The sequence below is a fragment of the Actinomadura rubrobrunea NBRC 15275 genome (genome assembly GCF_001552235.1).
Taxonomy (GTDB): Bacteria; Actinomycetota; Actinomycetes; order Streptosporangiales; family Streptosporangiaceae; genus Spirillospora; species Spirillospora viridilutea.
This window is the reverse complement of sequence record NZ_BCQU01000058.1, coordinates 17,333-43,943: the sequence shown is the minus strand read 5'-3', so window position 1 is coordinate 43,943 and position 26,611 is coordinate 17,333. Positions and strand designations below refer to the sequence as shown.

22 protein-coding genes are annotated in these 26,611 nt (G+C 70.7%); 9 read left to right on the top strand and 13 right to left on the bottom strand.

Translation table 11 applies throughout. From position 1 onward, the window contains the following. From AR3_RS18565 to rarD, 6 genes are all read right to left on the bottom strand, one after another. The coding region (locus tag AR3_RS18565) for a sensor histidine kinase (RefSeq protein ID WP_067915486.1) at window positions 1–2,125 on the bottom strand (2,125 nt) is incomplete at its 3' end. A gap of 257 nt (window positions 2,126–2,382) precedes the next feature. Then, on the bottom strand, window positions 2,383–4,128 hold the full coding sequence (locus tag AR3_RS18560; RefSeq protein ID WP_227023229.1) for a prenyltransferase/squalene oxidase repeat-containing protein: 1,746 nt from the start codon (window positions 4,126–4,128) through the stop codon (window positions 2,383–2,385). Beyond that, a complete protein-coding gene (locus AR3_RS18555) occupies window positions 4,125–5,066 on the bottom strand; it encodes a terpene synthase family protein (RefSeq protein ID WP_083951671.1) in 942 nt (313 codons plus the stop codon). Before AR3_RS18555 ends, AR3_RS18560 begins: the two co-directional genes overlap by 4 nt. Further along, the gene (locus AR3_RS18550) at window positions 5,063–6,451 is read right to left on the bottom strand and encodes a cytochrome P450 (protein ID WP_067915485.1); all 1,389 of its coding nucleotides are present in this window, start codon (window positions 6,449–6,451) and stop codon (window positions 5,063–5,065) included. Before AR3_RS18550 ends, AR3_RS18555 begins: the two co-directional genes overlap by 4 nt. A 415-nt stretch (window positions 6,452–6,866) precedes the next feature. Next, entirely contained in the window at window positions 6,867–7,280 is a 414-nt protein-coding gene (locus tag AR3_RS18545) for a hypothetical protein (RefSeq protein WP_067915484.1), read from the bottom strand. Window positions 7,281–7,395: 115 nt separating this feature from the next. After that, window positions 7,396–8,283 carry an EamA family transporter RarD gene (gene rarD, locus AR3_RS18540; RefSeq protein ID WP_067915483.1) on the bottom strand — a complete coding sequence of 296 codons (888 nt, stop codon included), beginning with the start codon at window positions 8,281–8,283 and terminating at the stop codon, window positions 7,396–7,398. A gap of 115 nt (window positions 8,284–8,398) precedes the next feature. On the opposite strand from rarD, the gene msrA reads away from it, so the two are divergent. Further along, the gene (gene msrA, locus AR3_RS18535) at window positions 8,399–9,049 is read left to right on the top strand and encodes a peptide-methionine (S)-S-oxide reductase MsrA (protein WP_067915493.1); all 651 of its coding nucleotides are present in this window, start codon (window positions 8,399–8,401) and stop codon (window positions 9,047–9,049) included. Between the two features lie 5 nt (window positions 9,050–9,054). Here msrA and AR3_RS18530 read toward each other — a convergent pair whose 3' ends face one another. Both AR3_RS18530 and AR3_RS18525 read right to left on the bottom strand, forming a co-directional pair. Then, window positions 9,055–9,531, bottom strand: a complete 477-nt coding sequence (locus AR3_RS18530; protein ID WP_067915482.1) for a hypothetical protein — start codon at window positions 9,529–9,531, stop codon at window positions 9,055–9,057. A gap of 11 nt (window positions 9,532–9,542) precedes the next feature. After that, complete coding sequence (locus AR3_RS18525; protein ID WP_227023230.1) at window positions 9,543–10,727, bottom strand: helix-turn-helix domain-containing protein; 1,185 nt, start codon at window positions 10,725–10,727, stop codon at window positions 9,543–9,545. Window positions 10,728–11,822: 1,095 nt separating this feature from the next. Between AR3_RS18525 and AR3_RS30705 the strand changes: the two genes are divergently transcribed. Continuing rightward, window positions 11,823–12,032, top strand: a complete 210-nt coding sequence (locus AR3_RS30705; RefSeq protein WP_146150312.1) for a hypothetical protein — start codon at window positions 11,823–11,825, stop codon at window positions 12,030–12,032. A gap of 516 nt (window positions 12,033–12,548) precedes the next feature. Here the strand turns inward: AR3_RS30705 and AR3_RS18520 are convergent. Further along, complete coding sequence (locus AR3_RS18520) at window positions 12,549–13,787, bottom strand: helix-turn-helix domain-containing protein (RefSeq protein ID WP_227023231.1); 1,239 nt, start codon at window positions 13,785–13,787, stop codon at window positions 12,549–12,551. 313 nt (window positions 13,788–14,100) lie between these two features. On the opposite strand from AR3_RS18520, the gene AR3_RS18515 reads away from it, so the two are divergent. Together AR3_RS18515 and AR3_RS18510 are read left to right on the top strand one after the other, a co-directional pair. Beyond that, the gene (locus AR3_RS18515) at window positions 14,101–14,364 is read left to right on the top strand and encodes a hypothetical protein (RefSeq protein WP_067915480.1); all 264 of its coding nucleotides are present in this window, start codon (window positions 14,101–14,103) and stop codon (window positions 14,362–14,364) included. 1,216 nt (window positions 14,365–15,580) lie between these two features. Continuing rightward, entirely contained in the window at window positions 15,581–15,853 is a 273-nt protein-coding gene (locus AR3_RS18510) for a hypothetical protein (RefSeq protein ID WP_067915479.1), read from the top strand. Window positions 15,854–16,234: 381 nt separating this feature from the next. Here AR3_RS18510 and AR3_RS18505 read toward each other — a convergent pair whose 3' ends face one another. Then, window positions 16,235–16,864: a TetR/AcrR family transcriptional regulator gene (locus AR3_RS18505; RefSeq protein WP_067915478.1), complete on the bottom strand. Its 630-nt coding sequence runs from the start codon at window positions 16,862–16,864 to the stop codon at window positions 16,235–16,237. 217 nt (window positions 16,865–17,081) lie between these two features. Between AR3_RS18505 and AR3_RS18500 the strand changes: the two genes are divergently transcribed. The 5 genes from AR3_RS18500 to AR3_RS18480 all read left to right on the top strand — a co-directional run bounded on the left by AR3_RS18500 (window position 17,082) and on the right by AR3_RS18480 (window position 21,514). Continuing rightward, on the top strand, window positions 17,082–17,531 hold the full coding sequence (locus AR3_RS18500) for a hypothetical protein (RefSeq protein ID WP_067915477.1): 450 nt from the start codon (window positions 17,082–17,084) through the stop codon (window positions 17,529–17,531). Beyond that, the gene (locus tag AR3_RS18495) at window positions 17,483–18,052 is read left to right on the top strand and encodes a nitroreductase/quinone reductase family protein (protein WP_313819698.1); all 570 of its coding nucleotides are present in this window, start codon (window positions 17,483–17,485) and stop codon (window positions 18,050–18,052) included. Before AR3_RS18500 ends, AR3_RS18495 begins: the two co-directional genes overlap by 49 nt. A 431-nt stretch (window positions 18,053–18,483) precedes the next feature. Beyond that, entirely contained in the window at window positions 18,484–19,104 is a 621-nt protein-coding gene (locus AR3_RS18490) for a hypothetical protein (RefSeq protein WP_146150313.1), read from the top strand. Window positions 19,105–19,522: 418 nt separating this feature from the next. Beyond that, window positions 19,523–20,866: an NYN domain-containing protein gene (locus AR3_RS18485; RefSeq protein WP_083951670.1), complete on the top strand. Its 1,344-nt coding sequence runs from the start codon at window positions 19,523–19,525 to the stop codon at window positions 20,864–20,866. A 264-nt stretch (window positions 20,867–21,130) separates the two neighbouring features. Then, a complete protein-coding gene (locus AR3_RS18480; protein WP_067915491.1) occupies window positions 21,131–21,514 on the top strand; it encodes a thioesterase family protein in 384 nt (127 codons plus the stop codon). Between the two features lie 830 nt (window positions 21,515–22,344). On the opposite strand, the gene AR3_RS18475 is transcribed toward AR3_RS18480, so the two are convergent. From AR3_RS18475 to AR3_RS18465, 3 genes are all read right to left on the bottom strand, one after another. After that, window positions 22,345–23,241, bottom strand: a complete 897-nt coding sequence (locus AR3_RS18475) for an ABC transporter permease (protein ID WP_227023232.1) — start codon at window positions 23,239–23,241, stop codon at window positions 22,345–22,347. After that, window positions 23,238–25,775, bottom strand: coding sequence for an alpha/beta fold hydrolase (locus AR3_RS18470; RefSeq protein ID WP_067915474.1), 2,538 nt, complete (start codon window positions 25,773–25,775; stop codon window positions 23,238–23,240). Before AR3_RS18470 ends, AR3_RS18475 begins: the two co-directional genes overlap by 4 nt. Before the next feature lie 107 nt (window positions 25,776–25,882). After that, window positions 25,883–26,599, bottom strand: a complete 717-nt coding sequence (locus tag AR3_RS18465; protein ID WP_083951669.1) for a TetR/AcrR family transcriptional regulator — start codon at window positions 26,597–26,599, stop codon at window positions 25,883–25,885. Window positions 26,600–26,611: the final 12 nt, after the last annotated feature.

Below are 26,611 nucleotides of genomic sequence, written 5' to 3'. Positions count from 1 at the left end.
CGTCCGCGTCGCGGCCCTCGGCGCGGTCGGCGCCGCGCTCGGCGCGCCGCGCGTCGGACGACCCGTCGCCCCCGGCACCGGCGGAGCGGCTCCTGGCGCGCTCCGACCCGGGGGAGGGGACGGCGACGAGAGAGCGCTGCCCCGCGCCGCGCTCCGCGGTGGACGTCGGCGACGCCGCGCCCACGGCCGCGGGCTGCCGCACGGTCAGACCGTTCTCGGTGGTCCGCTCGGCCACGACCTGCGGCCCGGTGCCGCCGCGCCGCGCCGTCGGCTCGACCACCAGCTCGCGCGGGATGACGACGACGGCGGTGGTGCCGCCGTAGGCCGAGCGCTTGAGCGACACCTGCACCCCGTACCGCTCGGCCAGCTTGCCGACCACGAACAGACCCAGCTGCACCGAGCTCTGCATGTTGAACTCGGGCGGGTGGGCGATCCGCTCGTTGATCTCGGCGAGCTTCTCGTCGGTCATGCCCAGGCCGCGGTCCTCGATGTCGATGGCGAAGCCGCTGGCCACCATGTGCCCGCCGACCTGCACCACGGTGTCCGGCGGGGAGAACGACACGGCGTTCTCGATCAGCTCGGCCAGCAGGTGGGTGATGTCGCCGACCGCGCGCCCGGTCAGCTCGACCGGACCGAACGGCAGCACCTGGACGCGGGTGTAGTCCTCCACCTCGCCGACCGCGGCGCGGACGACGTCCACCATCGGCACCGAGCGCCGCCAGCCGCGCGCCGGGATCGCGCCCGACAACACGATCAGGTTCTCGGCGTTGCGCCGCATTCGGGTCGCCAGGTGGTCGAGGCGGAACAGCTCCTGCAGGTCCTTGGGGTCGATGTCGCGGCGCCGCTCCATCTGGTCCAGCAGGCTCAGCTGACGGTGCACCAGCGTCTGCGTGCGGCGGGCCAGGCTGAGCAGAACGTCCCGGATGCCGCGGCGCAGTTCGGCCTGCTCGACCGCGGTGCGGATCGCGGTCTCGCGCACCGCGTTGAAGGCGCGTCCCACCTGCCCGATCTCGTCGGTGCCGAACGCCAGCGGCGGCGCCTCGGCGGCGACGTCGACCTTCTCGCCGTGCTCCAGCCGCTGCACCACGCCGGGCAGCCGCTCCTCGGCCAGTTCCTGCGCCGCGTTGCGCAGCTTCTCCAGCTGCCGCACCAGCGCCCGGGCGGTGGTGATCGACACGATGATGGACGCGATGACCGCGATCATCCCCAGACCGCCGGCGAGCACCAGCCGGAGGATCACGCCGACGGCGATGGGCGCGGAGCGCTTGACCAGCCGGTCACCGGTGGCCTGGATCCGCTGGCGCATCTCGGCCACGGCGGGCTCGGCCACGGCGCTCCACTCCTGCGCGCTGAGCGGCAGCCGGTTCGCGGCCCGGCTCTGCCGGGCGGGCGGCCGGTACTGCATGACCCTGTCCTCCAGGGCGCGCACCTGGGCGAGCCTGGCGCTCTTGGTCATGCCGTCGTAGAGGACGTGGTCCGAATGCTGCAATTCGGTGAGCGCCCGCGCGGTGTTCAGCCGGCGGGCGCCGACGAGCTGGGTGAACTGCGTGTGCTCGGCGGCGGTGAGCCGGCCGCTGGTGAGCGCGCCGACCAGCAAAGCGTCTTCCTGGGACAGCAGTTCCCACTGCCGGTTCAACTGCAGCAGCGCCCGGGTGTCCTTGGCGATTTGTTCGTCGTCCAGCGCGGAAATCTCGTCGTACGCGCGGAAAACCGATTCCACGGCCTCGCTGTAGAACGACACCACCTGGGGGCGGCCGATCGTCCTGGCGTCGATCTGGCGCCGGGTGCCGTCCAGCCGGTCCAGCTGGGCGAGCATCTCGTTCACGCGGCGCATGAGGACGTCGTCCGCCGCCATCTCCAGGCTGCGGCTGCGCGCCAGCCGCCGGACCGTCGCCCGCTCCTTGTCGGTCCGGGCCCGCTGCGCGTCCAGCGCCTGCCGCTGCGCGGTGCCGGGCGAGGCGAGGTAGACGGTGCTGAGCCGTCGCTCGCGCTGGAGTTCGACGAGGAGCGGGTCGGTGGGGGTTGCGAGCTGGCTGTCGTAGGTGGTGACCCAGAGCAGGTTGATCCCTTCCCGGAGGGTCACCCAGGCGGCGAAAGCCCACAACGCGGCCAGTGACACGAGCATGGCCGTGACCTTGGTCCGCAGTCTTGAGTTGCGGAAGCGCATTTACAACCGACCCAACAATAGGTAAGGGAGTGCCCGCGAACTGCGGCGCGCTGATTTGCGGTCGCGAAACACTTGACAGTAACGCGCGGAGAGGTGCCGGAGTGCGCCGTTCCGCACCGCCATGCACCTTAGCAACGCGGGGAAACCCGCTCAAGGCGGATCGGTGAAGTCGGTGGACGTTAGCAGCTATCTTCGCGCTATAGGTGTGTTGTATTTCACCTTCTCGAAATGAGCTGCGCGCGTTCGGCCAGGTAGAGGGCCGACAGCACCGCGGCCTGGATGATCGCGCCCGGGGCGTACAGATCCTTGTCATGCCACAGGGGCGGGTCCGCCGCCGCCTCGGCGGGCGTGCGCCCGGCGTAGCGCGACAGGAAGCGCGCCCCGCGTGCCGCGACGGTCCCGGACGGACCCTCCGCGGCCCCGGTGAGGAGCAGGACCAGCAGGGCGTACGCGGTCTCCTCGGCGGTGCCGTCCCACCATCCCCACGAGCCGTCGGGGCGCTGGGTGCGGGCCACCCAGTCCACGGCGCGCCCCACCGCCGTGGCGGCTTCGGGGCCGCCGAAGCGGTTCAGCGCCAACGCGCAGCAGGCGGTCGCGTAGTACGGGGAGGCGTGCCAGCGATCGCGCCAGCTTCCGTCCTCCTCCTGGCGTTCGCACAACCAGTCCGCCACCTTGGCGACGGCGGCCGCGTAACGGGCGTCGCCGTCCGCGGGGACGTCGGAGGCTGCGGGCGTCTCTCCGTCGGGGGACGCCGAATGCCGGGCGAGGTGCCGGCACCAGTGTCCGAACGCCTCCAGGACATGGGCGTTGGTGGTGACTGATTTGCCGTCTTCACCCTGCCATGTACAAAAGTGCGTCTCGGTCTCGTACGCCCACAACGCGTCGGGAGGCTGCGGAGCGCCCAGCAGCGACAGCGAGGTCAGCACCGCGCCGGTGGTGTCGGCGTCGGCGGGCAGCCCCGGCGTCGTGACCGCGCCGCGCGGGCCGACGCTCTGCGCGAGCTCCTTCGCCATGGACTCCGGGACGGCGACGGGCACACCGCACCGCAGCAGCCACGACAGGACCCAGGACCGTTCCATCACCGTGATCGGCGTCGCGCACGGCATGAGCCGGTCATGCCGCCGCACCGCCGTCTCCAGATAGCGGCGCGCCGGATCGTCGTCCGCGGGCTCGTGTCGGCCGAGCCAGGCGGCGGTGGCCGCCGGTGCCGCGCCGATCGCTCCCGTCTCGGGCACCGGGCCGACGGCGCGGGCGCGGACCGCGTCGTCGCCGGCCACCTCCAGCGCATGCCACAGCTTCTCCGGCAGCGGCGTCCCCTTGCGCAGCGCCGCGGAGAGCAGGGTGAGCCGCCGCGTCCCCATGTCGGGCGGGAGGGGCAGCCGGCGGTCCGCCCAGTGCTCCAGGCCCGGCACCGGCTCCCGCGACAGCGTCTCCAGATGGCGGTTGATCGACGCGATGAGGCTCGGGGTGATGAGCTCGATCGCCGGCATGTCGGGCAGATCCGTCAGCTCTCCGTCCAGCCATCCGGAGAGGGCGCGCAGCCCCCGGTCCGCAGCGGCGGCGAGGCGCGCCGACGGCACGTCCCGGGCGGCGCGGCGACCGTGCTCTCCGCACAGCGCCGACAGCAGCGCCTCGGTCGCGCTCAACGTCGGCACCAGCGCGTAGCCGGGACGCGAGGGCCCCCACGCGCCGTCGTCGCGTTGCGTGCCGAGCAGGTGGGCGAGCCGATCGGTGTGCCCGGTCAGCCATGGGGCGAGCGACGCCACCCGCCCCGTCTCGTACACCGAAGGAGAAACGTGTCCCCATGGACGCTCCTCCATGTCGGCGATGAGGGCGGCGGCCTGCGCGGTCAGGTCGGCGCCCGCCGGAGGGGCGGGGCCGTCGGCCGGGTCGACGGGCTCGGCCGGAGGGCGTTCCGCGATGTCACGGGCTTGACGTAGGACGGGGTCGTCGATGGTCACAGCTCACCCCAGTAGTCGGTCCCTCCGTAGAACCCGAGGCTGTAGCCGATCTGCCGTTCCAGATAGCGGACCTCGCGGGGGCACGCCTCCCGCAGCGGAGCCAGGAGCCTCCGCGAGCGGTCGATGCGCTCGCCGATCTCGCGGGTCACCGTCGACCGCTCCACGCCGGGCAGCAGCAGGGCGTTCAGGTCGCCCCAGTTCACGTCCCGGTGGTAGGTGGCGAGGTCGTTGAGCAGCCGCAGCACGCGCTGCACCTCGTCGCTGGCCTCCCGCAGCGCGTCCAGGCGGTCGAACGCGGCGGCGTCGCCGGTGACGATCCAGTGCGACACGTTGACCAGCGACGAGCCGAAGTTGTCGGCGTTGTCGAGGTACTCCTGGAAGGACGGCCGCGCCGCCCCGTGCTTCCACTCCCATTCGCGGGCCATGGCCCGCAGCATCCGGGCCAGCTCGTCCCGCCAGACCGGCCGCAGCCGCTCGAACGCGGGCGCCGCGGCCAGCCGGTCGCGCAGGTCGGCGAGGAAGCGGGTGAGCGGCGTGGCGTCGTCGTCCGTGCCGTCGGCCGCCGCCAGGCACTCCGCGACGATCCTGTCGACCGTGGCCCGCTCCTCGGCGAGATAGTCGATCTGCCAGTCCAGGGCGAAGATCCACAGGGAGGTGCGGGCGGCGACGGCCACGTCGTCCGCGCGGTCGTCGGGGGAGCCGAACGCGTTGGCCAGCGCCACGGCGCCGAACAGCGTGGCGTCGAACGGCCGGCCGGTGAACAGCTCGGGATACGCCTCGGCCGCCTGCTGCAGGTCGCGTTGGACCTCGGCGGACAGCGCGCAGATCCGTCCGTGCTCGGCCGCCTGCGCGAGCGCGTCGCCCTCCGCGGCGCCGCGGGGGAGCGACGGCGAGGCGGCCGAGTCGGTTGCCGAGTCGGTTGCCGCGGCGGTCGTCATTCGGCGCCGCTCCCGGAGCCGTTCGCGATCGGGGTCAGGCGCATCTCGACCTCCACCTTGGGGCGCAGCGTGGCGCCGATGCGCGGACGCGCCGGGACCTCGCCGGTGAGCTCGAAGTCGAACCGGGACAGGATGCCGGTCAGGATGAGCTGGGCCTCGGCGTTGAAGACGTGGCGTCCGATGCACTGGTGGGGCCCGCCGCCGAACGGGTAGTAGGCGTAGCGGTGGTAGGTGCGGGCCCGGTCGGGCCGGAACCGCTCCGGGTCGAAGTCGTAGGGGCGGTCCCACACCGACTCCAGGTGGTGGGTCAGGTACGGGCTGATGATCACGATGTCGCCCGGCTTGATCTCGACGCCGCCCAGCGTGGTCGGCTTGGTGGCGATCCGCGAGAACGCCCAGCCCACCGGGTACAGGCGCAGCAGCTCCTGGATGACCTGGGTGACGTACGGCAGCTCGCGCAGGTGCGCGACGGTCACCCGGTCGCGGCCGACCACGCTTCGGATCTCCTTCTTCAGCCGCGCGGCCACGTCCGGGTGCTCGTGCAGCAGCGGCCACAGCCACGTCAGCGCGGTGCTCGTGGTCTCCGTGCTGGTGGCGAACATGGCCATCAGGTTGTCGCGCAGCCACTTGGCGGTGGGCTCGGCGCCGTCGGCGGTGCGGGCGTTGCACAGCGCGGTGAAGATGTCGGTGCCCTCGCCGGGATCGTCGCGGTACCGCTCGACCAGCTCGTAGAGCGTCTCGTCCATGATCCGCTCGCCCTCGCGGTACGCGCGGTCGCCGGGCAGCGGGATCGCGTCCGGCACGAACGGCAGCAGGAACCGGAAGGCGATCGACGTGGCGACCTGCTCCATCGCGGGGATCAGCCGGTCCGCCTCCACCGGAGTGATCTTGCCGCCGAACAGGATCTTGATGACCGTCTCGTTGACGATGCGGCTCATCTCCGGCATCACCTGGATGGGCCGCCCCTCCCGGGCCGGCTCCTCCAGCTTGTCGATGGCGGTGTTGATCGCCTCGGCCATCGCGTCGGTGAGGGTGCGCAGGTGGCGCGTGGAGAACACCGGCTGGAGCACCCGCTTGCTGTGCTCCCACACGGCGCCCTCGGACATGATGCTGTCCCCGAACAGCTTGGCGAGCGGACGCCAGAACGTCCCCTCGCGGATGAAGGTCTCCGACTCGCGGCGCAGCACCTGCTGGACGTGGTCCGGATGGGTCACCAGGTAGGGGCGGGACGCGCCGAAGTCGAGCCGTGCGATCTCACCGTTCGCGGCGCGGCTGATGCGCTCCAGCTCCGCCATGGGGTCGCGCATGAAGCCGCGGATGGTGCGGTAGAGGCGAAAGGTCCTGGCCTTGCGTCGCGTGGAGGTCGGGTCGACGGCAACGGACATACTCGGCTGCCCCTCTTGCGATATCCGGTTGTCATGTGAGCCGTCCGTGCGGGGTGTGCGACGAACAGGCGTTTTTATGGTGCTTGTTGACTTCTGGGCACGTTGTGAGCTATGGGGGGTTTTGCGGCAGTATCACATGATCAATTAACGCGATCAAGGTGCTGCGGGGTGAAAAATGTGTACATCCAGGAGTGATGTTGGTCACTTGCACGGATGTTGTCTATGACGTTAATGATTTCTTGACTGACACGAGACAGTCAACGATCAGTGTGAGCCGGACCGCATCCGGGACAGGTGATCGAACGAATCATCGATATCGGCGATGCCCAATGAGGGCGTCCGACTCGGGCGGGGGCATGCGTCGTCCCGCCGAGAGGAAACAGCGGAAGCCCGTCCCCGGAACGGGACGGCGGACTCAGCGCTTGAGAGCGGCGTCGGCGATCTGCGCGTTCAGCGGCGTCGGCAGCAGGTCGGTCCACGGCCGCTTCGTGGACACCTTGAAACCCCCGACGATCGTCCGGCCGCCGCAGCGGGCCGTCACGTCGTACAGGCCGGGACGCGCGTCGCGTCGGATCACCGCCGTGCCGACGCCGAGGTCGTCCTCCCCGCCCAGCGCGACCGTCCCGGTGAACGCCGCCGACCGCGCCCAGCGGCGCTCGGCCGCCGTGCAGCCGGGGACGGCGATGTCGACCCGCTGGCCGGGACGCGGCGTGCTCGGGGACACCAGCACCGGCCGCGCGCCGATGGCCGTGATCTGGCCGGAGACCGGGCACACCAGTCCCGCCGCGATCAAAGCGGTGCCGACCACGGCGAAGCCGCGCAGGCGCAACCGTACTCCTCTTGTGTCCGAATGCGGGGAGGCGCCGTCCTCGGGGACGCGCCGAGCGGCACTCTAGTGGCTTCCGGGCGCTCCCTCTAGGGATGTCCGCAAATACCGGAAAAGGTCAGGCGGCTTCGGGGGCGGGGCGCCGCAGGGTCCGGCGCGTCCGGCGCCCCGCGGACATGCCGTCCACGGTCAGCACCACCAGCGCCGCCCACACCAGCAGGAACCCGATCCACCGGCTCGCGGGCATGTCCTCATGCTGCACCAGCAGCCCGATGAGGAACTGCAGCACCGGCGCCAGATATTGCAGCATGCCGACCACGCTCAGCGGGATCCGGGTCGCCGACGCGTTGAACAGCAGCAGCGGGATCGCCGTCACCACCCCGGCGCCCGCGAGCAGCACCATGTTGCCCAACCCGTGGTGCCCGAACGCCGCCGAGCCGTCCGCCTCCAGGACCAGCGCGAGGACGAACGCCGGCGCGAACATCGCCGCGGTCTCCACCGCCAGGCTCTCCACCGACGGCGTGTTCGCGTACTTCTTGATGAGCCCGTACACCCCGAAGGAGCAGGCGAGCACGAGCGCGATCCACGGCAGCCGCCCGTAGTCGGCGGTGAGCACCGCGACCGCCGCCGCGCCCAGCCCGACCGCCGTCCACTGCCCGGCCCGCAGCCGCTCCCGGAACACCGCCACCCCGAGCAGGATGCTGATCAGCGGATTGATGAAGTAGCCGAGGGACGCCTCGATCGTCTGACCGGTGTTGACGGCATAGATATAGGTGCCCCAGTTCGCGCTGATCACCAGGGCGGCGACGCTCAGCAGCAGCACCCGCCGCCGGGTCAGCGCGCGCACCCACGACCAGTGCCGCAGCGCCGCGCACAGCACCAGCGCGGCCGCCAGCGACCACATGATCCGATGCGCGAGGATCTCCACCGGCCCGGCCGGCTTGAGCAGCGGCCAGTAGAGCGGGAACAGCCCCCACAGCCCGTAGGCGGCGATGCCGTACAGCATCCCCCGTCGATCTACCACAGCGCCCACCGTACCAGGACGTAATCCCCCAAACCTGGTCACGGTCCTGTCGATCGCCCCCTTCAGGGCGCCGACACGGCGAGCTAGTGTGGACGACATGTTCGGCTTCACCAAGACCGAGATGGTCTCCCCGGAGAAGGCGCTTCCCGGCCGGGACGAGCCGATGCCCGTCCCGCCCCGCCACGAGGTGCTCGACGCGCCGCTCACCCCGCCCTACCCCGAGGGCTCCGAGGTGGCGGAGTTCGCGCTGGGCTGCTTCTGGGGCGCCGAACGCACGTTCTGGCAGACCCCCGGCGTTATCTCCACGTCCGTCGGCTACGAGGGCGGCTACACGCCGAACCCCACCTACGAAGAGGTCTGCACCGGCCTCACCGGCCACGCCGAGACCGTCCGCGTCGTCTACGACCCCGCCAAGATCTCCTACGAGGAGCTCCTGCGCGTCTTCTGGGAGGCGCACGACCCCACCCAGGGCATGCGCCAGGGCAACGACATCGGCACCCAGTACCGCTCGGCCGTCTTCTACCACGGCGACGCGCAGCGCAAGGCCGCCGAAGCGTCCCGCGACGCCTACCAGAAGGTCCTCGCCCAAGCCGGCTACGGCCGCATCACCACCGAGATCACCCCGGCCGCGACCTTCTACTTCGCCGAGGACTACCACCAGCAGTACCTCCACAAGAACCCCAACGGGTACTGCGGCCTGGGCGGCACGGGCCTGTCCTGCCCCGTCGGCGTCGCCCCCGCCGAGTAGGGACGTCAGTCGCGCCGGGCGCCGTCCGGCCAGAAGACGCGGACGGGGATGCCGTGTTCCCGGGCGTAGGCGACGACGTCGGCCGTCCCGCCGTAACCGCGTGCGGGCTTGCCGTCCCAGACGGCCCACAGCTCGTCGGCGCGGTCGAGCATGAAGGCGCTCGCGGCCATGTGCGCCTCTGAGTCGGACTCGACGTAGGGCAACCGGTGCACCGTGGCGGCGGCCGCCAAGAGCCGGTCGTACTCCGCGTGGGCCTCCTCGGGCAGACCGTCGCGGTACTGCTCGGCGGGGACGATGACCTCAAGTGCGTATCCGTGGTCGTGGACGGCCCGGGCGAAGATCTGGTCGGCGCCGTCCGCGAGGCAGGACAGGCCGACGATCGGGCCGTCATGGTCGGCGATGGCGGCGCGGAGGGCGCGGTCGACGAGGCGTTCCGTCTCGGGCGGCAGTCCGCGGTGCCCGGAGATCGCGATTCGCGGCATGGTCGCTCGTTTCAGGCCAAGGTGGCTCGAAGACGCCGGTCGAACTCTCGTACTTTCGGGGTTATAGGACCGGAGTACTCCCGACGGAACCGCCGGGCCCGCTGGATGACGCGCTCGGACGCGTAGGTCACGCCGGTGCCCAACGCCTCGTCCGCGAGCCGGAACGCCTCGTCCACTTGCGCGTCGTCGTGACGGCGCTGACCGCCCTGACGGACGGCGGTCGCGACCTCGAGCATGATGACGGCCCGCTGCTTCGGCGCGGGCTGGGCGCTCGTCAACGACTCGGCGAATGCCGCGAGCGCCGGGCCGGGCTGGCTGAGGCGGACCGCGACCAGGGCTCGGTATCCGGCGAACTTGGCCTGATCGAAGGGGAAGACCCACGGCCAGGGCGGCGGCGACTGCGCCGCCTCTTCGACGGCCTGCTCCGCGACGAGGAGCGCTCGTGTCGCCTCGTCCTCGTTCCGGCGCGCGGAGTGCGCGAGCGCCTCGATCGACGCAAGCCATGCCCGGGGCGTGGGGTGCTGCTTCGGCCCCATCTGCTCGCGTGCTTCGTTGAGAAGAGCGAGCCCGAGCACGGGGTCGCCCGCGTCGATCTCGAAAGCGGCGAGGCTGCCGAGCATGTAGGCGGCGAGCAGGTCATGCTGCGCGCGGCGGGCCCTGTCGATGGCGTGGCGGTAGTAGGTGCGGGCGGTGCCGATGTCGTGCATGTCGGCGTGCAGCCACGCGGCGAATCCCGCCGCCTCGCTGACCGCGGCGGCGATGCCGGACGCGAACGGGGACCGTTCGGACCGCGCGTAGAGCCGGTTCGCCATCTCCACGTGGCCGGTCACGCTGCGGACCAGATCTCGCGCCGGAGTGCCGGCGTCCAATCTCCGCTGGCTGCCGGTGATGGCGGTCAGGGTGGACGCGGTGCTCTCGTCGACTTCGCAACGAGCGGGAACTGGGAGCATCGCCAACGCGATGGTCTTACCGAAGTCTCGGCGCTTCGTGGTGCTCTCCCCTTCTGGTGTACCGAAACGGAGCAAATGCACGGGTATTCCGAGTTTGTGGGAAATCTCCCGAATCTGGTCGACGGTGAGCGGCTGGACGCCCCTGAGCACCTTCGACACCCAGCTTTGGGAGTAACCGAGCGCTGCCGCCAGATCGGTCTGCGCCCACCCGTGGGCGCGCCTGATCTCATCGAGAAGCGTCGGCATGTCGCAGCAAGAAAGCGCAGCGGCGACGGCAGGCGCGGACCAAAACTCCGGTGGCAGGCTCCGCCCTGTCTGACCCATGAGCATAAGGCTACGTCCGCACCCTTGTTCCCTCTCATTCCTCAACCGCATAGGCATTAGTCGCCTCTGTGGTAGCCGCTACCGCACGCGCTCGTGAGCTCCGAGGATCCCTGACAGTACGACAATCCTTGAGAAAGGCAGACTGTGGAGTACGCGACCGTAGGAGCGCACTTGGCCGGCTTGGGGGCGCATCTGTCCGCGCGGCGCCTCGCAGTTGGAGTCGCCAACCGGGCGGTACAGGGCAAATGCACCGAGGTGGCGCATGCATTGGGCATGATCACCTTCCGGCGGCGTCCCGAGAACATGGGAGTGCAGTGGTTCTCCACCAGTCGCCAAAAGTCGATCGCCTTGGTGGACCAAATCGAAGAAGCAACTCTCTATGTATCGCGATGCCCAGTATCGGAGAGGGCGACGTGATGGCCGCGCGGTGGCCGAAGGGAGAGGTGACGCAGGGCTCAGCCGAACTGGACGCTCCCCGCGCCCTGGCCGAACTGCGGCGCGCATTCCCAGGGGTGATGACCTGGTACGGGCACCACACCGATCGATGGTTCGCCTTGCTGGGACGGGGGCGTGGCGCACGACTCCTCGAGGCGGCATCGCCTGCGGACTTGGGGCGGATGCTGAATGCGGCCGGTCTGCGATCGGCTCACCCGGTCTCGGGTGCGGACAGGTTGATGCCGGCCGTCTGCTCTACCTCTGCGCTGTCGACGAGACCGCCATCGGGATCGCCGTGCCCAGCACCCCCATCGTCGCGATCGCGAGGGCAGCATGAGGCGGCGCGGCGACAGGGGTGGGTGCACCGACTGCTGGATGCGGTGACCTGGAACAAGAGCTGGTCGCCGTGATGAGCCACCGCAGTCACGGCACGTGACGCGGCAAGCCGTGACTGCGCGCTGGGCCTCGCGCCGCGGGTGACCCGCCCCCTTCCTCGCGGTGCGAGGCGGACCCTCGGGGCGCCGCGTTCTTCCCCGCCCCGAGGGTCCTTCCAATCGCTCGCGCCCTGGATACCCACGCCAGGTGGTTGATCGCCGCTGTGCACGACGCACCATCGCCACACGCAAGGTCTCCGTTGCCGAGAACACTCTCCTTGAGGCCGAGGCCATCGCACCGGACTGGATGCGCCACCACGCCCTTGCTCGCGACGTGGTGCGCGAGGTCGCCGAGCGAACCAAACGGCGCACGACGCCGATTCAAGAGCTCGCGCAGCGATTGCGCGTCGAACTCTGAAGCCGACTCGGGCGTGTTTCGAAGTAGGTGGAGCCATTCGTTGATCCCGCATTCCACAGCGTGGCGGCCCCCGGGAGTTGACCGGGTCGAAGGCAGGGGATGGCCACCGCGGCCGCCCTGCCGCTGCCGGGCCGGGTCGGCCAGGACGGGCAATGCCACGGCGGCGCAGCTGGGCACGGTCGCGCGTAGGAGGAGACGCCTTGTCGGCGCGCACCCGTTCGGGGGGCCACGGACGGCCGATGCGGGCGATGCCGAGGCCGCCCAATCACGGCCTCGAACCGCCGAGCATCTGCGCGCCGGCCAGCGGTCACCACCGGCGACAGCGGCGTCTGCCGGCCGGCTCGGTGGCTGCGGCTTGACTTTTGCGGACGTCAGTGCGAATAGCGCATGCAGGCAGGTGGTCGGTGCCCCGGCGCATCAGAAGAGCCAAGGGCGCAGCCGTGGTGCAGGCCGCTGACACTCGGTCTTTGCGCAGATGTGCGGGGCCTGGTGCGGGAGCATCAGACTGGCGGCCGGTCAGGCCGCGTGGGCGTCCAGGATGTCGCGCACGTCCGGAATGTCGCGGAACGGCTCCAGTTTCGCCAGGACGACACGGCTCCGCGCGGTCGTCCGGTCGCTCGCGATGTCGGCCGTGAGGCTGAGCATGTGGTCTGCCGTGCGGGCCGCCTCTTCCGGCTCGTTGGCGTCCACAAGGGCGACCGCCAGCCAGGAGAGATAGAAAGCGAACTCGCGCGTGTGCGCCGCGTCGTAACGACTCAAGACTTCGTGTAGGAGGGGGACGGCGCGCAGAGGCTTTCGCAGCTCGGTGTAAACGCGCGCGTCCATCACGTCGAGTTCTTCGGGGGAAACCCAATAGGCCCAGAGGGGCGCCTCTTCGTGTTCCCCGGCCGCCAGTGCTTCGTGAGCCTGGCTCAGAGCGCGCATGGCGAGCTGTGCTTGTCCCGCCATGGTGTGCGCCCAAGCCACGCGGTCGAAGTAGAGAGCTCTCGCTCTTGCCGGGGCATCGGGGCCCGCCTCTTCAAGCGCCGCGTGTGCGAGGCTTACTGCCTCATCCTCGCGTCCCGTGTTCGCGTACTGGTAAGCGAGGCTCCCGGCGATGTGGCCCACGAGGGCGGCATCTCCCGCTTCCCGTGCTGCCGAGACACCGAGCCTGTACGCCCGTTCCGCCTGGTCATGCCGTCCCGCGTCGCTTGCGATCCATCCCGCGATCTGGGCGATCTCGCCGATGCCGGCGAGCAGGGCTCGGCCGACGTCCTCCGTGTGCGTCGTCTCACGGTAGAGCCGGACGGCCCGGTTCAGCTCCCGGAACGCCGGGGCCAGCAGATCCCCGCCCGCTACCACATCATCGGCGAGGCGCAATCCGTGTGCTCGGGCAGCGAGGGCCGCCGCCGTTGACGCCCCGACACGGTGGCCTCCCGCGTCGGCGAGCGGCCCCAGGTGTTCGCCGTCCTCGGGGAGGAGTACCGAGAGAGGCTCAGCCGGGCCGGGCGCCGCGGTGTAGCTTGTGGTGCCTCGGGCGTAGGCCGCCGCCCGTTCAAGATCGTCCAGTGGAACCTGCAGGGCCGCCGCCAAGGGCTGTAGCCAGACATCGGGGACCCGTTCGCCGCGCTCCCAACGGCTGATCTCGTGGCGGGTGACCGACGCCGTACCGGCAATCCGGCACAGCAGTTCCGCCAATTGCCGCTGGCTTTTGCCCGTATTGCGGCGCAGTCGCGCGAGATGTTCGCCGAACCGCTTGCGTCTCTCATTGATCACGATGGCCCCCTCTCTTTCCCAGTCTGACCTTTCTCTGGCCCCCTGGCTGGCTCCTCTGGGGAATCCGTGCGGACGGCAGGCTCAGAGACAGGCGACTCCGGTGGGGAACGCAATGCGCGAGCCCGAAGGAAACCACATGAGCGACAACGGATGCGTTGTCTCCGGTGGACGAAACGCCTCCGAGCGCAGTGGCGAACGTACCGGCCGGGGTCTTGGAGCGACCTGGTGAGGAGGTCAACCGTCCATGACAGCCGCCCCTAAGGTCAGATACAACCCATTGGCGGCGCTGGGTGCGCGATTGTCCGCGAGCCGGATGGTCGTTGACTACGCCGCGCGCGGGCTCAAGGTGAACAACCCGGCGGTGCCAGGGTGCTGTGCGGAGGTGGCGCACCCCTCGGTCCTGATCACATGTCGGCGGCGGGCCGATGACGGTGGCCGCAAGTGGTTCTTCACTTCGTGGGGCGAGGCGCTCGCACCCGTCGACGAGGTGGACGATGCGGCGATGTTCGTCGTCGGGTACCTCGTCAGACAGTCGCAACAGGCTCATCTGGAGCGAGCGCGATGCCTGCCGACATGAATCTGTTGGCGGTGCTGCGGCATCGCTACCCCGGGATGCTCATCTGGTACGGCGGCTGTACCGGTGGGTGGTTCGCGTTACTGGGGCGTGGCAGAGAGGCGGCGTTGATCGAGGCGTCCAGTCCTGCGGAGTTGGGGCGTTTGCTGGATGCGGCAGGTTCGCATTCGACTGCCCGCCCGGTGTCAGGGCCTGCTGGGACGGGTGGGCTGGTGTCGGCTCTGTGGTCGTCTCCGGTGCATCCGCCTCGGCCGTCTTCGGAGCGGCGGCCGCCGTCGCCTCCGCGGTCGTCATCCGTAGCGTCCCGCTCCTTGCACTCGTCGGGGACGCGGGGGCGGCATGAGGCGGCGCGGCGGCGGGGGTGGGTGCGCCGACTGCTGGATGCGGTGACCTGGAACAGGAGCTGGTCCCCTTGAGGGGGCCGCTGTCGGCGTCGTCATAAGCCACCGCGGTCACGGCACGTGGCGCGGCAAGCCGTGACTGCGGTGCGATGGCTCGTGCCGCGGGTGACCGTCCCCTTCCTCGCGGTGCGAGGCGGACCCTCGGGGTGCCGCGTTCTTCCCTGGCCCCGAGGGTCCTTCGAGACTGCTGCCACGGGAGCTGCGGCCTTCCATCCAAGTGGGTAACGGCCGGCCTGGCGAGGGTCGCATCCACTCGGAGGGGCCACCGATAAGGAGGGCCGCAATCGCCGTTGTGGCCGTTTCGCCTGGCTGTCGCTTTGGGTAAGAGCCGCGCCGACCGGAACTGTGGGCTGCTGGCTGTGGTCGAGGGTTGGGTCTCGCGCGGTGCGGTAGGGGTGGGCGTCCATTGCGTTTGCCGAGGGCTGTGGACGCACGTGGCGGGTGCTGCCCACGCGCAACGCGGGCGGTGGCCGACGCGTACCTGGCTCCGCGCGCAGCAAGGGCCTGACGGCCGTCTATCCCACCTGTCGCGCGTTCACTAGATCAACGGTCGAGGAGGCTGGGCGAGCGAGTCACTCCGAGTCTGGCGACCAAAATCTGCATCCGGCCAGATTCATCCAGCGGACCACTTGTGAGTCCTCGTGCGCTCCGGGCATCGGGCCAGGGCGTTTCAATGTCTGGACTGTCCAGGAGGATGACTGGAGGATGTGCCATGTGAAGCTCGTGACATCTGGATTTCGGATGACCGATCCAGCATGGGACCGTAGAAGAGAGAGCAGCGGCCAAGTGGCGCCCGGCATGTTGAGCGGTGATGACGGATGCTGATCATCGTCTGGACTGGGCTCGGGCTCCTGGTCGTGCCGCTCCTGATGGGTGTGGGAATCGTCGGCGCGATCCTCCTGGAGAACCTGATCGGCCCCGTCGGCATGCCGGTGGGGCTGGCGATCGGCACCGTCCTCCTCGTTGTCCTGGGCCGGGCCATGAACAGGGACTACAACGAGCACTCCCTGTACGGCATCCCTGTCCAGCACTGGGCGTGGATTCAAGGATTTTTCACCGTGTTCAGCGTCGTCCTCATCCTGCTGTCCTGATCGCTCCCAGATAAATCGCCACCTTGACGAATAGGCGCCGTGCGCGTCGCCTCGGTGGCCTTTGGGTCGTGGGCCGGCCCAGGCGGAGCGGTCGTGACCTGGTTGCGTGACGGACCTGGCCGAACAGGCCGCTCGACTCTTGGATTGTGTCGACAAGGATGACGCCGATCGGCAACGAGGGCCTCGAATACATGGGTTTGATGCACGTCCAGAAGGCGGTTCGGGCGTCGGGCTCCTCGTGGCCGTTCTGGGTCTGCTCAGACACATCGGGACTTTGACGCCGACGCGGCGGGGGAGGTCCTGCGCACTGGTTGCGCGCCTTCAAGGCGCCGCTGAAGAACTCCCCGCCATCGGCGGCAGTCGTGCTGTGGTGCGCGGGTGTTAAGCGGAGTCCTCCTGGTCGGAGGACCGCCAGATGCCGCGCAGCGGACGCATGCCCTCCTCGACGTAATCGGCGATGGGACGGCTGCCGCCGTCCAGGTACCACTGTTCGAGCGCGGCGAAATAGCCGAAGACGAGGGCGTTTGCTACCACGCGGGCCTGTGTTTCGGTCAGCTCGCCTGTCGCCGCGATCAGCGGGGCGATCCGCCGGCCGGCGCGGTCGAGATTGGCGCAGACGGCCACGCGGACCGACGGCTCGGCGAAGAAGTAGCGGACCCTGCGCCACGGACTCTTCTTGAACCGGGGGCCTTCGCCCGCGTCCTCGGGCTCGGATGAGCCCTTCGCCGCGGCTTCGTAGGCGCGGACGGCTCGGAGCAGGCTGTCGATCGGATCGCCGGAGCCCAGGAAGTCCTTGAGCGCCTCCGGGCTCATCCGGTCGAACTCGTCGGCGACCAGGATCCCTTCCTTGGTGCCGAAGAGGCGGTACACCGACGACGGCGACACCTCGGCCGCGGCCGCGATCTCCTCGATCGTGACCGCGGCGAATCCCTTCTCATCGAACAGGTCGAGGGCGCGTTCCTGGATCGTGTGCATGGCCTTGAGCCGCCAGCGCTCGCGAAGCCCGCTCATGCCGCCCAGGCTAGCAGAAAGCGAGACGCTGGAGAGAGTGACTGTCAGCAGACATTGACTGTCTGAACCGAAGTTCGTACAGTCGCTGCCTAGAGAAAGTGACTGTCTCAATGGATGTGGCAGCCGAACGGCCCCGGTCTGCCTAGGCGCGGGGGGCTCATGGCGTTCTGGAACGCCCCGGCCGCCACCTCACCCGCTCACAAGGAGGACGCATGCCATGACGACGTCGAAGCACAGATCGCGTAACCGGACCCCTGAGGCGCTGATGTACATCGGGGCGGGGCTCACCGCGGTCGCCACCCTCTTTCCGTTCATCGACCGATTCACGACGACCGTCCTGGCAGACCACATCAGGGCGGGCTATCCGGACTACACGCCCGACGCGATCGACTCCGCTGTCACCGCGTATCTGGCGATCCTGTCCACGGTCGGGGTGCTGGGGCTCCTCGGCTGGCTCGGCACTCTCTGGGCGATCCGCGCCGAGGTGCGGTGGGCTCGCCGGCTCGCGGCCGGGCTGCTCACCATCGGGATCTGCTTCGCAGTCGCGGTACTGACCGTCCGGGACACCTCGGGCGATGTCGGCCTCGCGCCGCTGCTGGGCTGGCTGCAAGTTCTTCCATGCGTCCCCGGGCTCGCCGCAGTCGTGTTGTGGGGAGGGAGAGAGTGAGCGAAGGTCCTGCTGAGGCGCGCAGCATGAGTCGTGTGGTTCTAGGCGGGGTCGCGGCCCTCAAGCGCGTGATGTACCGAGGTGGGCGGCCGAACACGTTCATGCGATTCGTGAACCGGCTTGACGTCCTGCTGTACGGGGCTCGGCGGCTGTCACCACGTTCTGGTGCCGTGCTGAAGGTGAAGGGACGCCGCAGCGGGAACATCACTTCGGTCCCGGTCGCTGTCACGACCTACCGCAACGCCGAGTTCCTCGTATCGATGCTCGGGCCGGACGCGAACTGGGTGCGGAATGTCCAGGCCGCAGGCGGCAAGGCCACGCTCCGCCGGCGGGGGCGCGAGACACCGGTCCTGCTTGAAGAGGTCCCGGCCGAGCAACGCGCTGAGGTACTGCGCCGCTACGTCGCCGTCGCGCCTGGTGCAAGGCCGCACCTGGGGCTGGGTCCGACGGCGCCGTTGCCGGAGTTCCGCCGGATCGCCCCGCGTCATCCCGTGTTCCGGATCCGCGAGCGCCCCCGTTAGCGAGCGGCGAACGATTGAGCGGCGGCCGACTTGCGGCACTGCCGGTGGGGTTGCATGACTCTCAGCAGCCCGGCTTTCCAGAAGCGACGGCAGCGCACGAGCGGGGGCGCGTCGACGCGGAGCCCGCGCCGAGCTCTGCGCCGGCATGTCCGGTGTGCTGGACGCCGTCCTCCTCGCCAGGCGGCGTGGCAAACGAGGTGTCGACCGCGGGGCCCGGCGGGTTGGCGCACCTAACGCTCACATTGGCAGGGCCGACGTCGCTGGAGGACGGCGGTGATGCCTTCCAAGGGGCTTTCCGCGCCTGCGGGTGTGGACTATGGCGTCGACTGATGCGTCTGGCTGAGCAGCCTGACGCGGATGCCGCGGCGAGAATCGGACGTCTGCGCGCTGGCATTCCTCTTCAGGCCACTGGAGGTGCGGGGCTTGCCGCTATGAGCTTTGGGACCTATGCGCGGCGGGTGCGTGACGAGAGCCTGCCCGCGGGACTTCGCTATAGAGCGCTCAGGTGTTCTGTTGCGCGTTACCACCCGCTCGGTTTTCACGCGACGTGGGCTTACGTGACGGCTGTCGCGCGTCCCTCGCCGGATATCCACCGCGATGTCTCGGCGTGGGTGAGGGCGCTCGACGTGCTGGAGGAAAGCCGTGCCGTCTGGCTGGCAGAGGTGGAGGCGTTCGCGGCCGCCCGTCGAGCCGGGAAGGCCGCGGGACGGAGGATGCCCACAAAGGCCGACAAGGCCATCTTCGTGAGGCCGAGGTGGCCCGGCGCCGTGTCCAGGCTGGGGCTCGTCGCGGCCGTAGCGGATCGCCACCGCTGGTTCCGGAGGCTGCCCCTGCCCGACAGGCCGTCGGAAGGCCACCTCGCCTTGCGTGGACTTCTGGACGAGGCGGCCACCTCCTACCTCGCGGAACTCGGCAGTCTTGAGCCCGACGAGCGGGAGTCCGTCGTCGCTGCGGCACGTCAGGTCGAGCAGGCGGCGCATCCGCGTCCCGCCGAACTGGAGCTATGGCGGCGGTTCGCCGCTCTTCTCCGGTACGCCGCGGAAGCTGTCTGAGCAGACATGATTCATCGCTTGTCCTCTACCCGATTCACAGGGTTAGTGCGTAGAAGGAGCTGGCCGCAGATGTATTGGGCGGTTCTCTCAGACGGCGCCCCTTTGGGTGTCGTCGCCGGTAAGCGATGGCCGCTCCAACGGCGCGGCTTAGCCATTCACGATGAATGTGTCGCAGGGACGCGACTGCGGGGCCGAGTACGAGAGTGTGCAGTGATGGTGATCGTCCCAGGCAGGCCGTCTACGCGTAGGTGACCGACACCGGTCGGAGTCTTCTGATCAGAGCGATGGGTGGATTACGTTTCGTCACGTTACGGCCAACGGGTCGGCCCTGGGGCTGCTCCGCTCGGACTTCGCTTCCGTGAGCCGCGCGGCACCCCCATGCGGCCGGGCCATATCCACAGGAAGAACTCTCGGCTATATGAGGTACATACGATCCGCCCTCTACCTCGACTTCGACAATGTGTTCAGCGGGATTTTCAAACTGGATCCAAAGGTGGCGATCCAGTTCGCGAGCAATCCCAGGACGTGGCTGCGGCGGTTGTCGACGGCGTTGACCGAAGATGCCGAACGGCGCTGGCTGATACTGCGCTGCTACCTCAACCCCGCGGGACATGTGGAGGTGCCGGGGGAGTCGCGGGTGTACTTCTCCCGTTTCCGGACGGCCTTCGTGCGGGCAGGGTTCGAGGTGGTCGACTGCCCTCGGTATAACGCCACCAAGAACGGCGCCGACATCAAGATCGTGGTGGACGCCCTCGACGCGTTGTGGGGGGACGCGGTGCACGAGGAGTTCGTCATCGCCTCCGGGGACTGCGATCTTACGCCGCTGCTGCACCGGTTGCGCCGGGCGGATCGACGGACCGTGATCGTGTCGTCGGCGGACACGGCTGAGGCGTTCACCGCGAGCGCCGACCAGGTACTCGACAGCCAGTGGTTGCTGGCGTTGGTGCAAGGGGAGCTGGTCGACTTCGACGACGAGGCGGACGCGGCCGACGAGGCAGCCGCCGGGGACGCGGGAGGATCCGCGGGTGCGCAGCTCGTATCGGCCGACCAGGACGAGGCCTACCAGGCGTTCCGGTCGCTGGTTACGGCCGAGTACGACAACGCGTCTACTCCCTTGAACATGGCGGCGTTGGCGCAGCAGGTGCGCGACCGACTGGGTGGGGTGATCAACGAGACCGACTGGTTCGGCTTCCACGGTTTCGCCCGGGCGGTGAACAGTCTGAATCTGCCCCACCTGCGCATGTCGCAGCACCTGTTGTGGGACGAGAGTCGGCACGTTGCTCCAGCGGATGCGGTCACCATGTCGTGGGGTGCCGTTCTGCCCGAGCCCATCGAGCGTCTGGCGGAGCTGACCGGGCTTCCGCGGCTGCCCCAGGAGTCGTGGCCGGCGATCTATCGAACGCTGTCCGACTACGTCCACGCCCACCAGTTCAATCTGACGGAGTGCACGGGCTGGTCGCGGGACCGGCTGCGGGAGCAAGGGCATGCCGTCAGCCGCAAGACGGTCGCATTCGTCGCGCGCGGCACCGCTTACGGCGGGTGTCCGCTGTACCAACAGCCGCCGCCGACGGCGGAGCAGATCGCCGTGGCCTTCGTGCGGAATGTGCTCAATCGCGCTGAGGAGCAAGAACTGACGTTGACGGAGGACGAGATCGCAATGGTTCGGACATGGCTGGGGGCGGAGGTTCCGGTCCAGGTCGAAGCCGCGACCGTTGAGCCCGACTTCAATGGACCCGTTCCGGACGATCAGAACCGCGAATAGTGCCCTGCTCGCGTCGGTTCGCACCATCCCGTGTCAGTAAGGCAGGAGGGGTGAGGCCGAGCGGGCTGGGACGTGGGGGGCATTGTCGCCGAGGTGTGGGCTAACAAGGGGGGCTTGAGCAAGACAAGATTGCTTGGCGCCGCGGATGGCGTCGCCAGTTCACCGGCCGGTCGGCGGCGGAGCGGCGTCGCGGCTCAACGCTGGTAGCGCGTGCGGTAGGCGTTCGCGGCGTCCGGTGTGTGGGAGAGGGTTAACGTGGCGGGCATGGAGTTGGGGCCGGGGCTGCGTGCTGACATCGAGGTCACGGTGGGCCGGGACGACACCGCTGAGCGGGTCGGAAGCGGTGACGTGCCGGTGCTGGCGACGCCGCGTCTGTTGGCGTTGGCCGAGGCCGCGACGGTTCGGGCCGTCGCGGGACGCCTGGGAGAGGGGCGGACGTCGGTCGGCACGCGGGTGGAGCTGAATCACCGGGCGGCGAGCCCGGTGGGGGCACGGGTCACGGTGACGGCCGAACTGACCGCCGTCGACGGCAGGCGGCTGTCGTTCGCCGTGTCCGCCACGGACGACCGCGGAACGGTGGTCGGCGACGGGATCGTCGAGCGGGTCGTGGTCGACCGCGCCCGTTTCCTGGACGGCGTCGCGCGGTGATCCGGCGGTCGCCGCGGTCGGCCGGATCACCGCGCGTCCGCTGACCGGAGCCGTGCGCCGTCGCGCCATGCGCCGCGCCCGCGCTTGCGGCCTGCGCCGCGTCAGTAGGGCAGCAGGCGGCCGGATGGGGTGCGCAGGTCGAGCGGGCAGGGACGGCGTGGGGGTTTCGGACGCTTGACGAGTTGCTGCCGGGCCATGTCGATCATCTCCCCCGCGGTGGCGATGACGTAAACCCTGATTCCTGCGATGGTGCAGACCCAGTCGAGGTTTGCCGAGTTTAGGCACCGATCTCGTCGTGTTCGACCGAATTTTTTGTCAGGTGCCGATGGTCGGAGCGGCTTGGCGCGGGGGCGTAGGCGTCAGGCGCCGTGTGGCACCTGGTGAGCCATCCCGACCAGGTCGCGCTGGTCCGCCGCCACCCCGCCCCGCTGGACGCGGCGATTGAGGAGTCGCTGCGCCACTCGGGACGTCTGGCTCGCGGAGGCCGAAATCCGCAAGGGCGACGTGGTCCGGGTGCCGGTCGCGGGCGCCAAGCGCGACCCCGAGCGACCCGGACCGGTTCGACGTGCGGCGCGCCTGCGGCGTCTGCTGGACGCGGGCGTCGACCTGGCGCGGCTCTGTGCGATCGTGCTGGGCTGCGCGGCCCCCAGGCGGCGAATGAGCCGGGCGGCCAGGTGGCCATTGGGCGCCATCGACGAGCGGCGCTGCGACGGGCTGGTCGCCGAGGTCGTGCGGCCGTGCGCGGTGTCGCGTGGCGACGTCGCGGCGGGACGTACCAAGGCGCGGCGGCGGAACCAGGGCCGTGGCGGCGTGTGCCGCGGCTCCGGCGGTCAGGAGACGACGTCGCGGTCGCGGAAGCGGCGGAAGGCCAGCGCGAACAGCACCAGGGAGTACGTCACCGACAGGGCGGCGCCCTTGGCCATGCCGGTCCACTGGATCTGCGGCTGCAGGGCGTCGGTCCACGCCCACATCCAGTGGGTGGGCAGGAGTTCGCGCCAGCCGCCGAGCGCGGTCACGGCGTCCAGGATGTTGCTGACGATCACCAGGCCGACCGCGCCGCCGACGGCGCCGAGCGGCGAGTCGGTGGTGACCGACAGCAGGAACGCCAGGGCCGCCACCACGAGCTCGCTGACCAGCACGAACGCGACGACGATGAGCATGCGTTCGAGGGCCGTGCCGACGGGGACGCTGCCGCCGCCGGGCAGCCGCACGTCGCCCCAGCCGAACGCGACCGTGCCCGCCGCCAGCGACATCAGCGGCACGGTGAGCACGGCCGCCGCCGCGTACGCCAGCGCGACGACCAGCTTCTGGCGCAGCAGCCGGGCGCGCGGCACCGGCGCGGCCAGCAGGTAGCGCAGGGACGACCAGCCCGCCTCGCTCGCGACGGTGTCGCCGCAGAACAGCGCCACGGCGACGACCAGCAGGAACCCGACCGACACGAACATCGCGAACAGCGCGAAGTTCATCGCGCTCTCCGTCGCGACGGTCACCAGGCCGGGCGCCTCGCCGGGCTCCGGAGGGTCCCCGCCGATGAGGAACGCGGCGACCAGCACCCACGGGAGCACCAGCAGGATGCCGAACGCCACCAGCGTGCGGCGGCGCCGGAACTGCCGGACGGCCTCCACGCGCAGCGGCAGCGTCCGCCGCGCGCGGTAGCCGGGCGCCGCGGCCGCGTCGGCCGCCGTCGCCCCGATGACCGTCGCCGCGGCCTCCTCGACACCGCTCACGCCGTCCCTCCGCTTCCGATGATCTCCAGGAACGCGTCCTCCAGGCGCCGCCCGGACCCGACGATCTCGGCGACCGGTCCGGCCGCGACGCGCCGTCCGCGCGACATGACCACCGCGTGCGTGCAGGTCTGCTCCACCTCGGCCAGCAGGTGGCTGGACACGATGACGGTGCGTCCGGCCGCCGCGTACCGCACCAGCACCTCGCGCATCTCGCGGATCTGCGGCGGGTCCAGGCCGTTGGTGGGCTCGTCGAGCACCAGCAGGTCGGGCAGGCCGAGCATGGCCTGGGCGATGGCGAGCCGCTGCCGCATGCCCTGCGAGTAGGTGCGGACGGAACGGTCCAGGGCGGCGCCGAGCCCGGCGATGCGCAGGGCCTCGTCGACGTGCGCCTCCTCGGGCGGACGTCCGGTGGCGCGCCAGTACAGGTCGAGGTTGTCGCGGCCGGACAGGTGCGGCAGGAACCCGGGCCCTTCGACGAACGACCCGAGCCGCGACAGCACCGGCGCGCCGGGCGTGACGCGGTGCCCGAAGATCCGGATCTCCCCGGCGTCGGGGTGGATCAGGCCCATCAGCATGCGCAGCGTGGTCGTCTTGCCCGCGCCGTTCGGGCCGAGCAGACCCAGCACCTGCCCCTTCTCCACGCGGAACGACAGGTCGTCGACGGCCAGGTGCCCGTTCTTGTGCCCGTTCTTGTACGCCTTGGTCAGCCCGGTGATCTGCAGCGGGACGTCGGCGAGCGCCGGGTCGAAGTCCCGGGCGGGGCCGCGGCGGCGGCCCGTGAGCACGATCGCCGCGGCGGCGGCCAGGCCCGCCGCGGGCAGGCCCCACACCCACGCGGGCACGGGCGCGGGCGGCGTGGTCAGCGACGGGACGGTCGGCACCGTGAGCCCCGAGACGGCCCGCACCTTGTACGAGGCGGGCTCGGCGGGCGTGGCGAATCCCATGTCGGTGGTGGACAGGACGAGGCGCAGCCGGTGCCCGCGGTCGAACCGGTAGTCCATGCCCGGGAGGGTGACGGCGACCTCGCGTCCGCCGGCCGCGTCCCGCACGCGCAGCGGCGCGGCCAGGCGGCGGGCGGGCGTCGCCGTCCCGTCGGGCGCGACGTCGTACAGCTTGGCGAACAGCGTCGCGTCGCCGTCGGCCTGGACCCGGACGCGCACCGTCGGCGCGCCGGTGAGCTGCAGCGGCTCGGTCAGGCGCGGCGAGTCGAACACGGCGGACTGGCCGGGCATGTCGGCCGGGAGCCGCCCGGCCATCGCGCCGGCGCCGCCCAGGTCGGCGAGGCCGCCGAGAGCGCCGAGCCCGGGGAGGGCCGAGATGGAGGGCGGCGAGCCGCCCGCCGGGTTGTGGACCGTCTGCTCGGGCCCGGACAGCGGGACGGTCCGCCGGGAGGCGCCCGCCAGCCCCGGGTACCTGTCGGTGGACGCGGCCCGCACGACCAGCTGCTGGCTGGCCGAGTCGATGCCGCCCGCCCGCGTCACCGTGAAGCCGGCCACGGGCGGGGCGTCGGCGTCGCCCCGCAGCCGCCGGTCGAACCAGTCGCGGACCAGCCGCCGGACGCGCTCGGTCTCGGGGTCGCCGCCGTCGTGGCCGCCCTGGAACCACACCACCGACACCGGCGCGCCGTTGCGGGCGATCGCGCGGGCGTTGGCGTCGGCCTGGTCGAGCGGGAACATCGAGTCCGACTGGCCCTGGATCAGGAGCGTCGGCACCGTGATCCGGGCGGCGACCGACGCGGGGCTGGAGCGGCGCAGCGTCTCCACGGCCTCCGGGGTGGGACGCCCCGACTCGGCCACCTCCTGGTACATCGAGCACAGGGACGGCAGGAACCGTCCGCACGGGTCCTGGCCGCCTTGGCCGGTGAAGAAGATCCCGGCCCACAGCTTCTTGAAGACGCCGGCGTCGGCGCCTTCGCCGGTGGCGTTCGGGAACAGCGCGTCGGACAGGCTGTACCAGGTGATCTGCGGGGCGATGGCGTCCACGCGGGGGTCGTGGGCGGCCGTCATCAGCGCGATCGCGCCGCCGTAGGAGGCGCCGGCGATGCCGACGCGCGGGTCGCCGGGCCGGTCCAGCACGACCTCGGGGCGCCGCGCCAGCCAGTCGATGAGCTGCCGGACGTCCTTGACCTCGTAGTCGGGGGAGTTGAGGGCGATCTGCCCGGTGGACGCGCCGAACCCGCGGGCCGACCAGGTCAGCACCGCGTATCCGGCGCGCGCGAGCTCCTCGGCCTCGGCGCGCATGTCGTCCTTGGAGCCGCCGAACCCGTGGGCCAGCAGCACGGCCGGGCCTTTGGCGGCGCCCACGGGCGCGAAGAAGGTGGTGTCGAGCCAGACGCGCTGGTCGTCCTTCGGTCCGTCGACGACCTGGATGCGCTGGTGCCGCGAAGTGACGGGCGGTTCGCCGGACGCCGCGTTCCATGCCAGCCCGCCGCCTGCGGCCGCCGCCGCGACCGCCGCCGCGGCGGCCGTCCAGCGGGTGGCGCGTCCGGCCCTGCCCCATCGCTCCCGGAGTGTGCGCGCTCCCCCCAGCCTCATGGCCAGAACCCTATGCCGGTCTCGGGGGACGGCCGCTCCGCCCTCAAGATGATTGAGTCTCCTCCCGTCGCCGTATCCGGTCCGCCGGGGCTGCGTCCGGTGACGTATCACGCCTCGCCGAAGCCGGTCCGGGAGGCGTGGGACCAGGCGGGGGCCGGGCCGGCAAGGGCGGCGGTGAACATCGCGGTGAGGCGTTCGGTCAGCTCGGACGGGTCGGCGGCGCGCAGGTCGTCCAGGCCGAACATGCGGCGGACGGGGCCGATGCCCATGATGAGCTGCGCGGCGAGGGTGGCGCGGGCGCGGGCGTGGGGGCCGTCCAGCCGGGCGGCCAGCGGCTCGACCAGGACGCGTTCGGTGTGCTCGCGGAGGATGGCCTGGACCTCGGGGTTGCCGACGGAGCGGTCGACCATCCGCGGCAGGGGTCCGGGGGCGGTGCGGTGCACGGCGCGGACGACGTGTTCGGCCAGCCGCCGGGGCAGGCCCGCCGCGTCGCCGCCGCCGATCACCCCGGCCAGCGTCGACTCGCCCGCCAGCACCTCGGCGAACAGCGCGGCCTTGGAGCCGAAGTAGCGGTGCACGAGGGCCGCGTTGGCGTCCGCGGCCGCCGCGATCATGCGGACGGTGACGCCGTCGTAGCCGTGCTCGCCGAACAGGTCCCGCGCGGCCTCCAGCAGGCGCCGCCGGGTGGCCTCGCGGTCCCGGGGCCGGTCGCGCCGCGCGGCGGGGCGATCGGAGGCGCCCGTGTCCGGCCGCCGGGCCGGACGCGGCGGTCCGTCGACCGCGCTCCGGTCCCGTTCGTCCGGTGTTTCCTCTCCCGTTGACACGGGCCTCAGTAT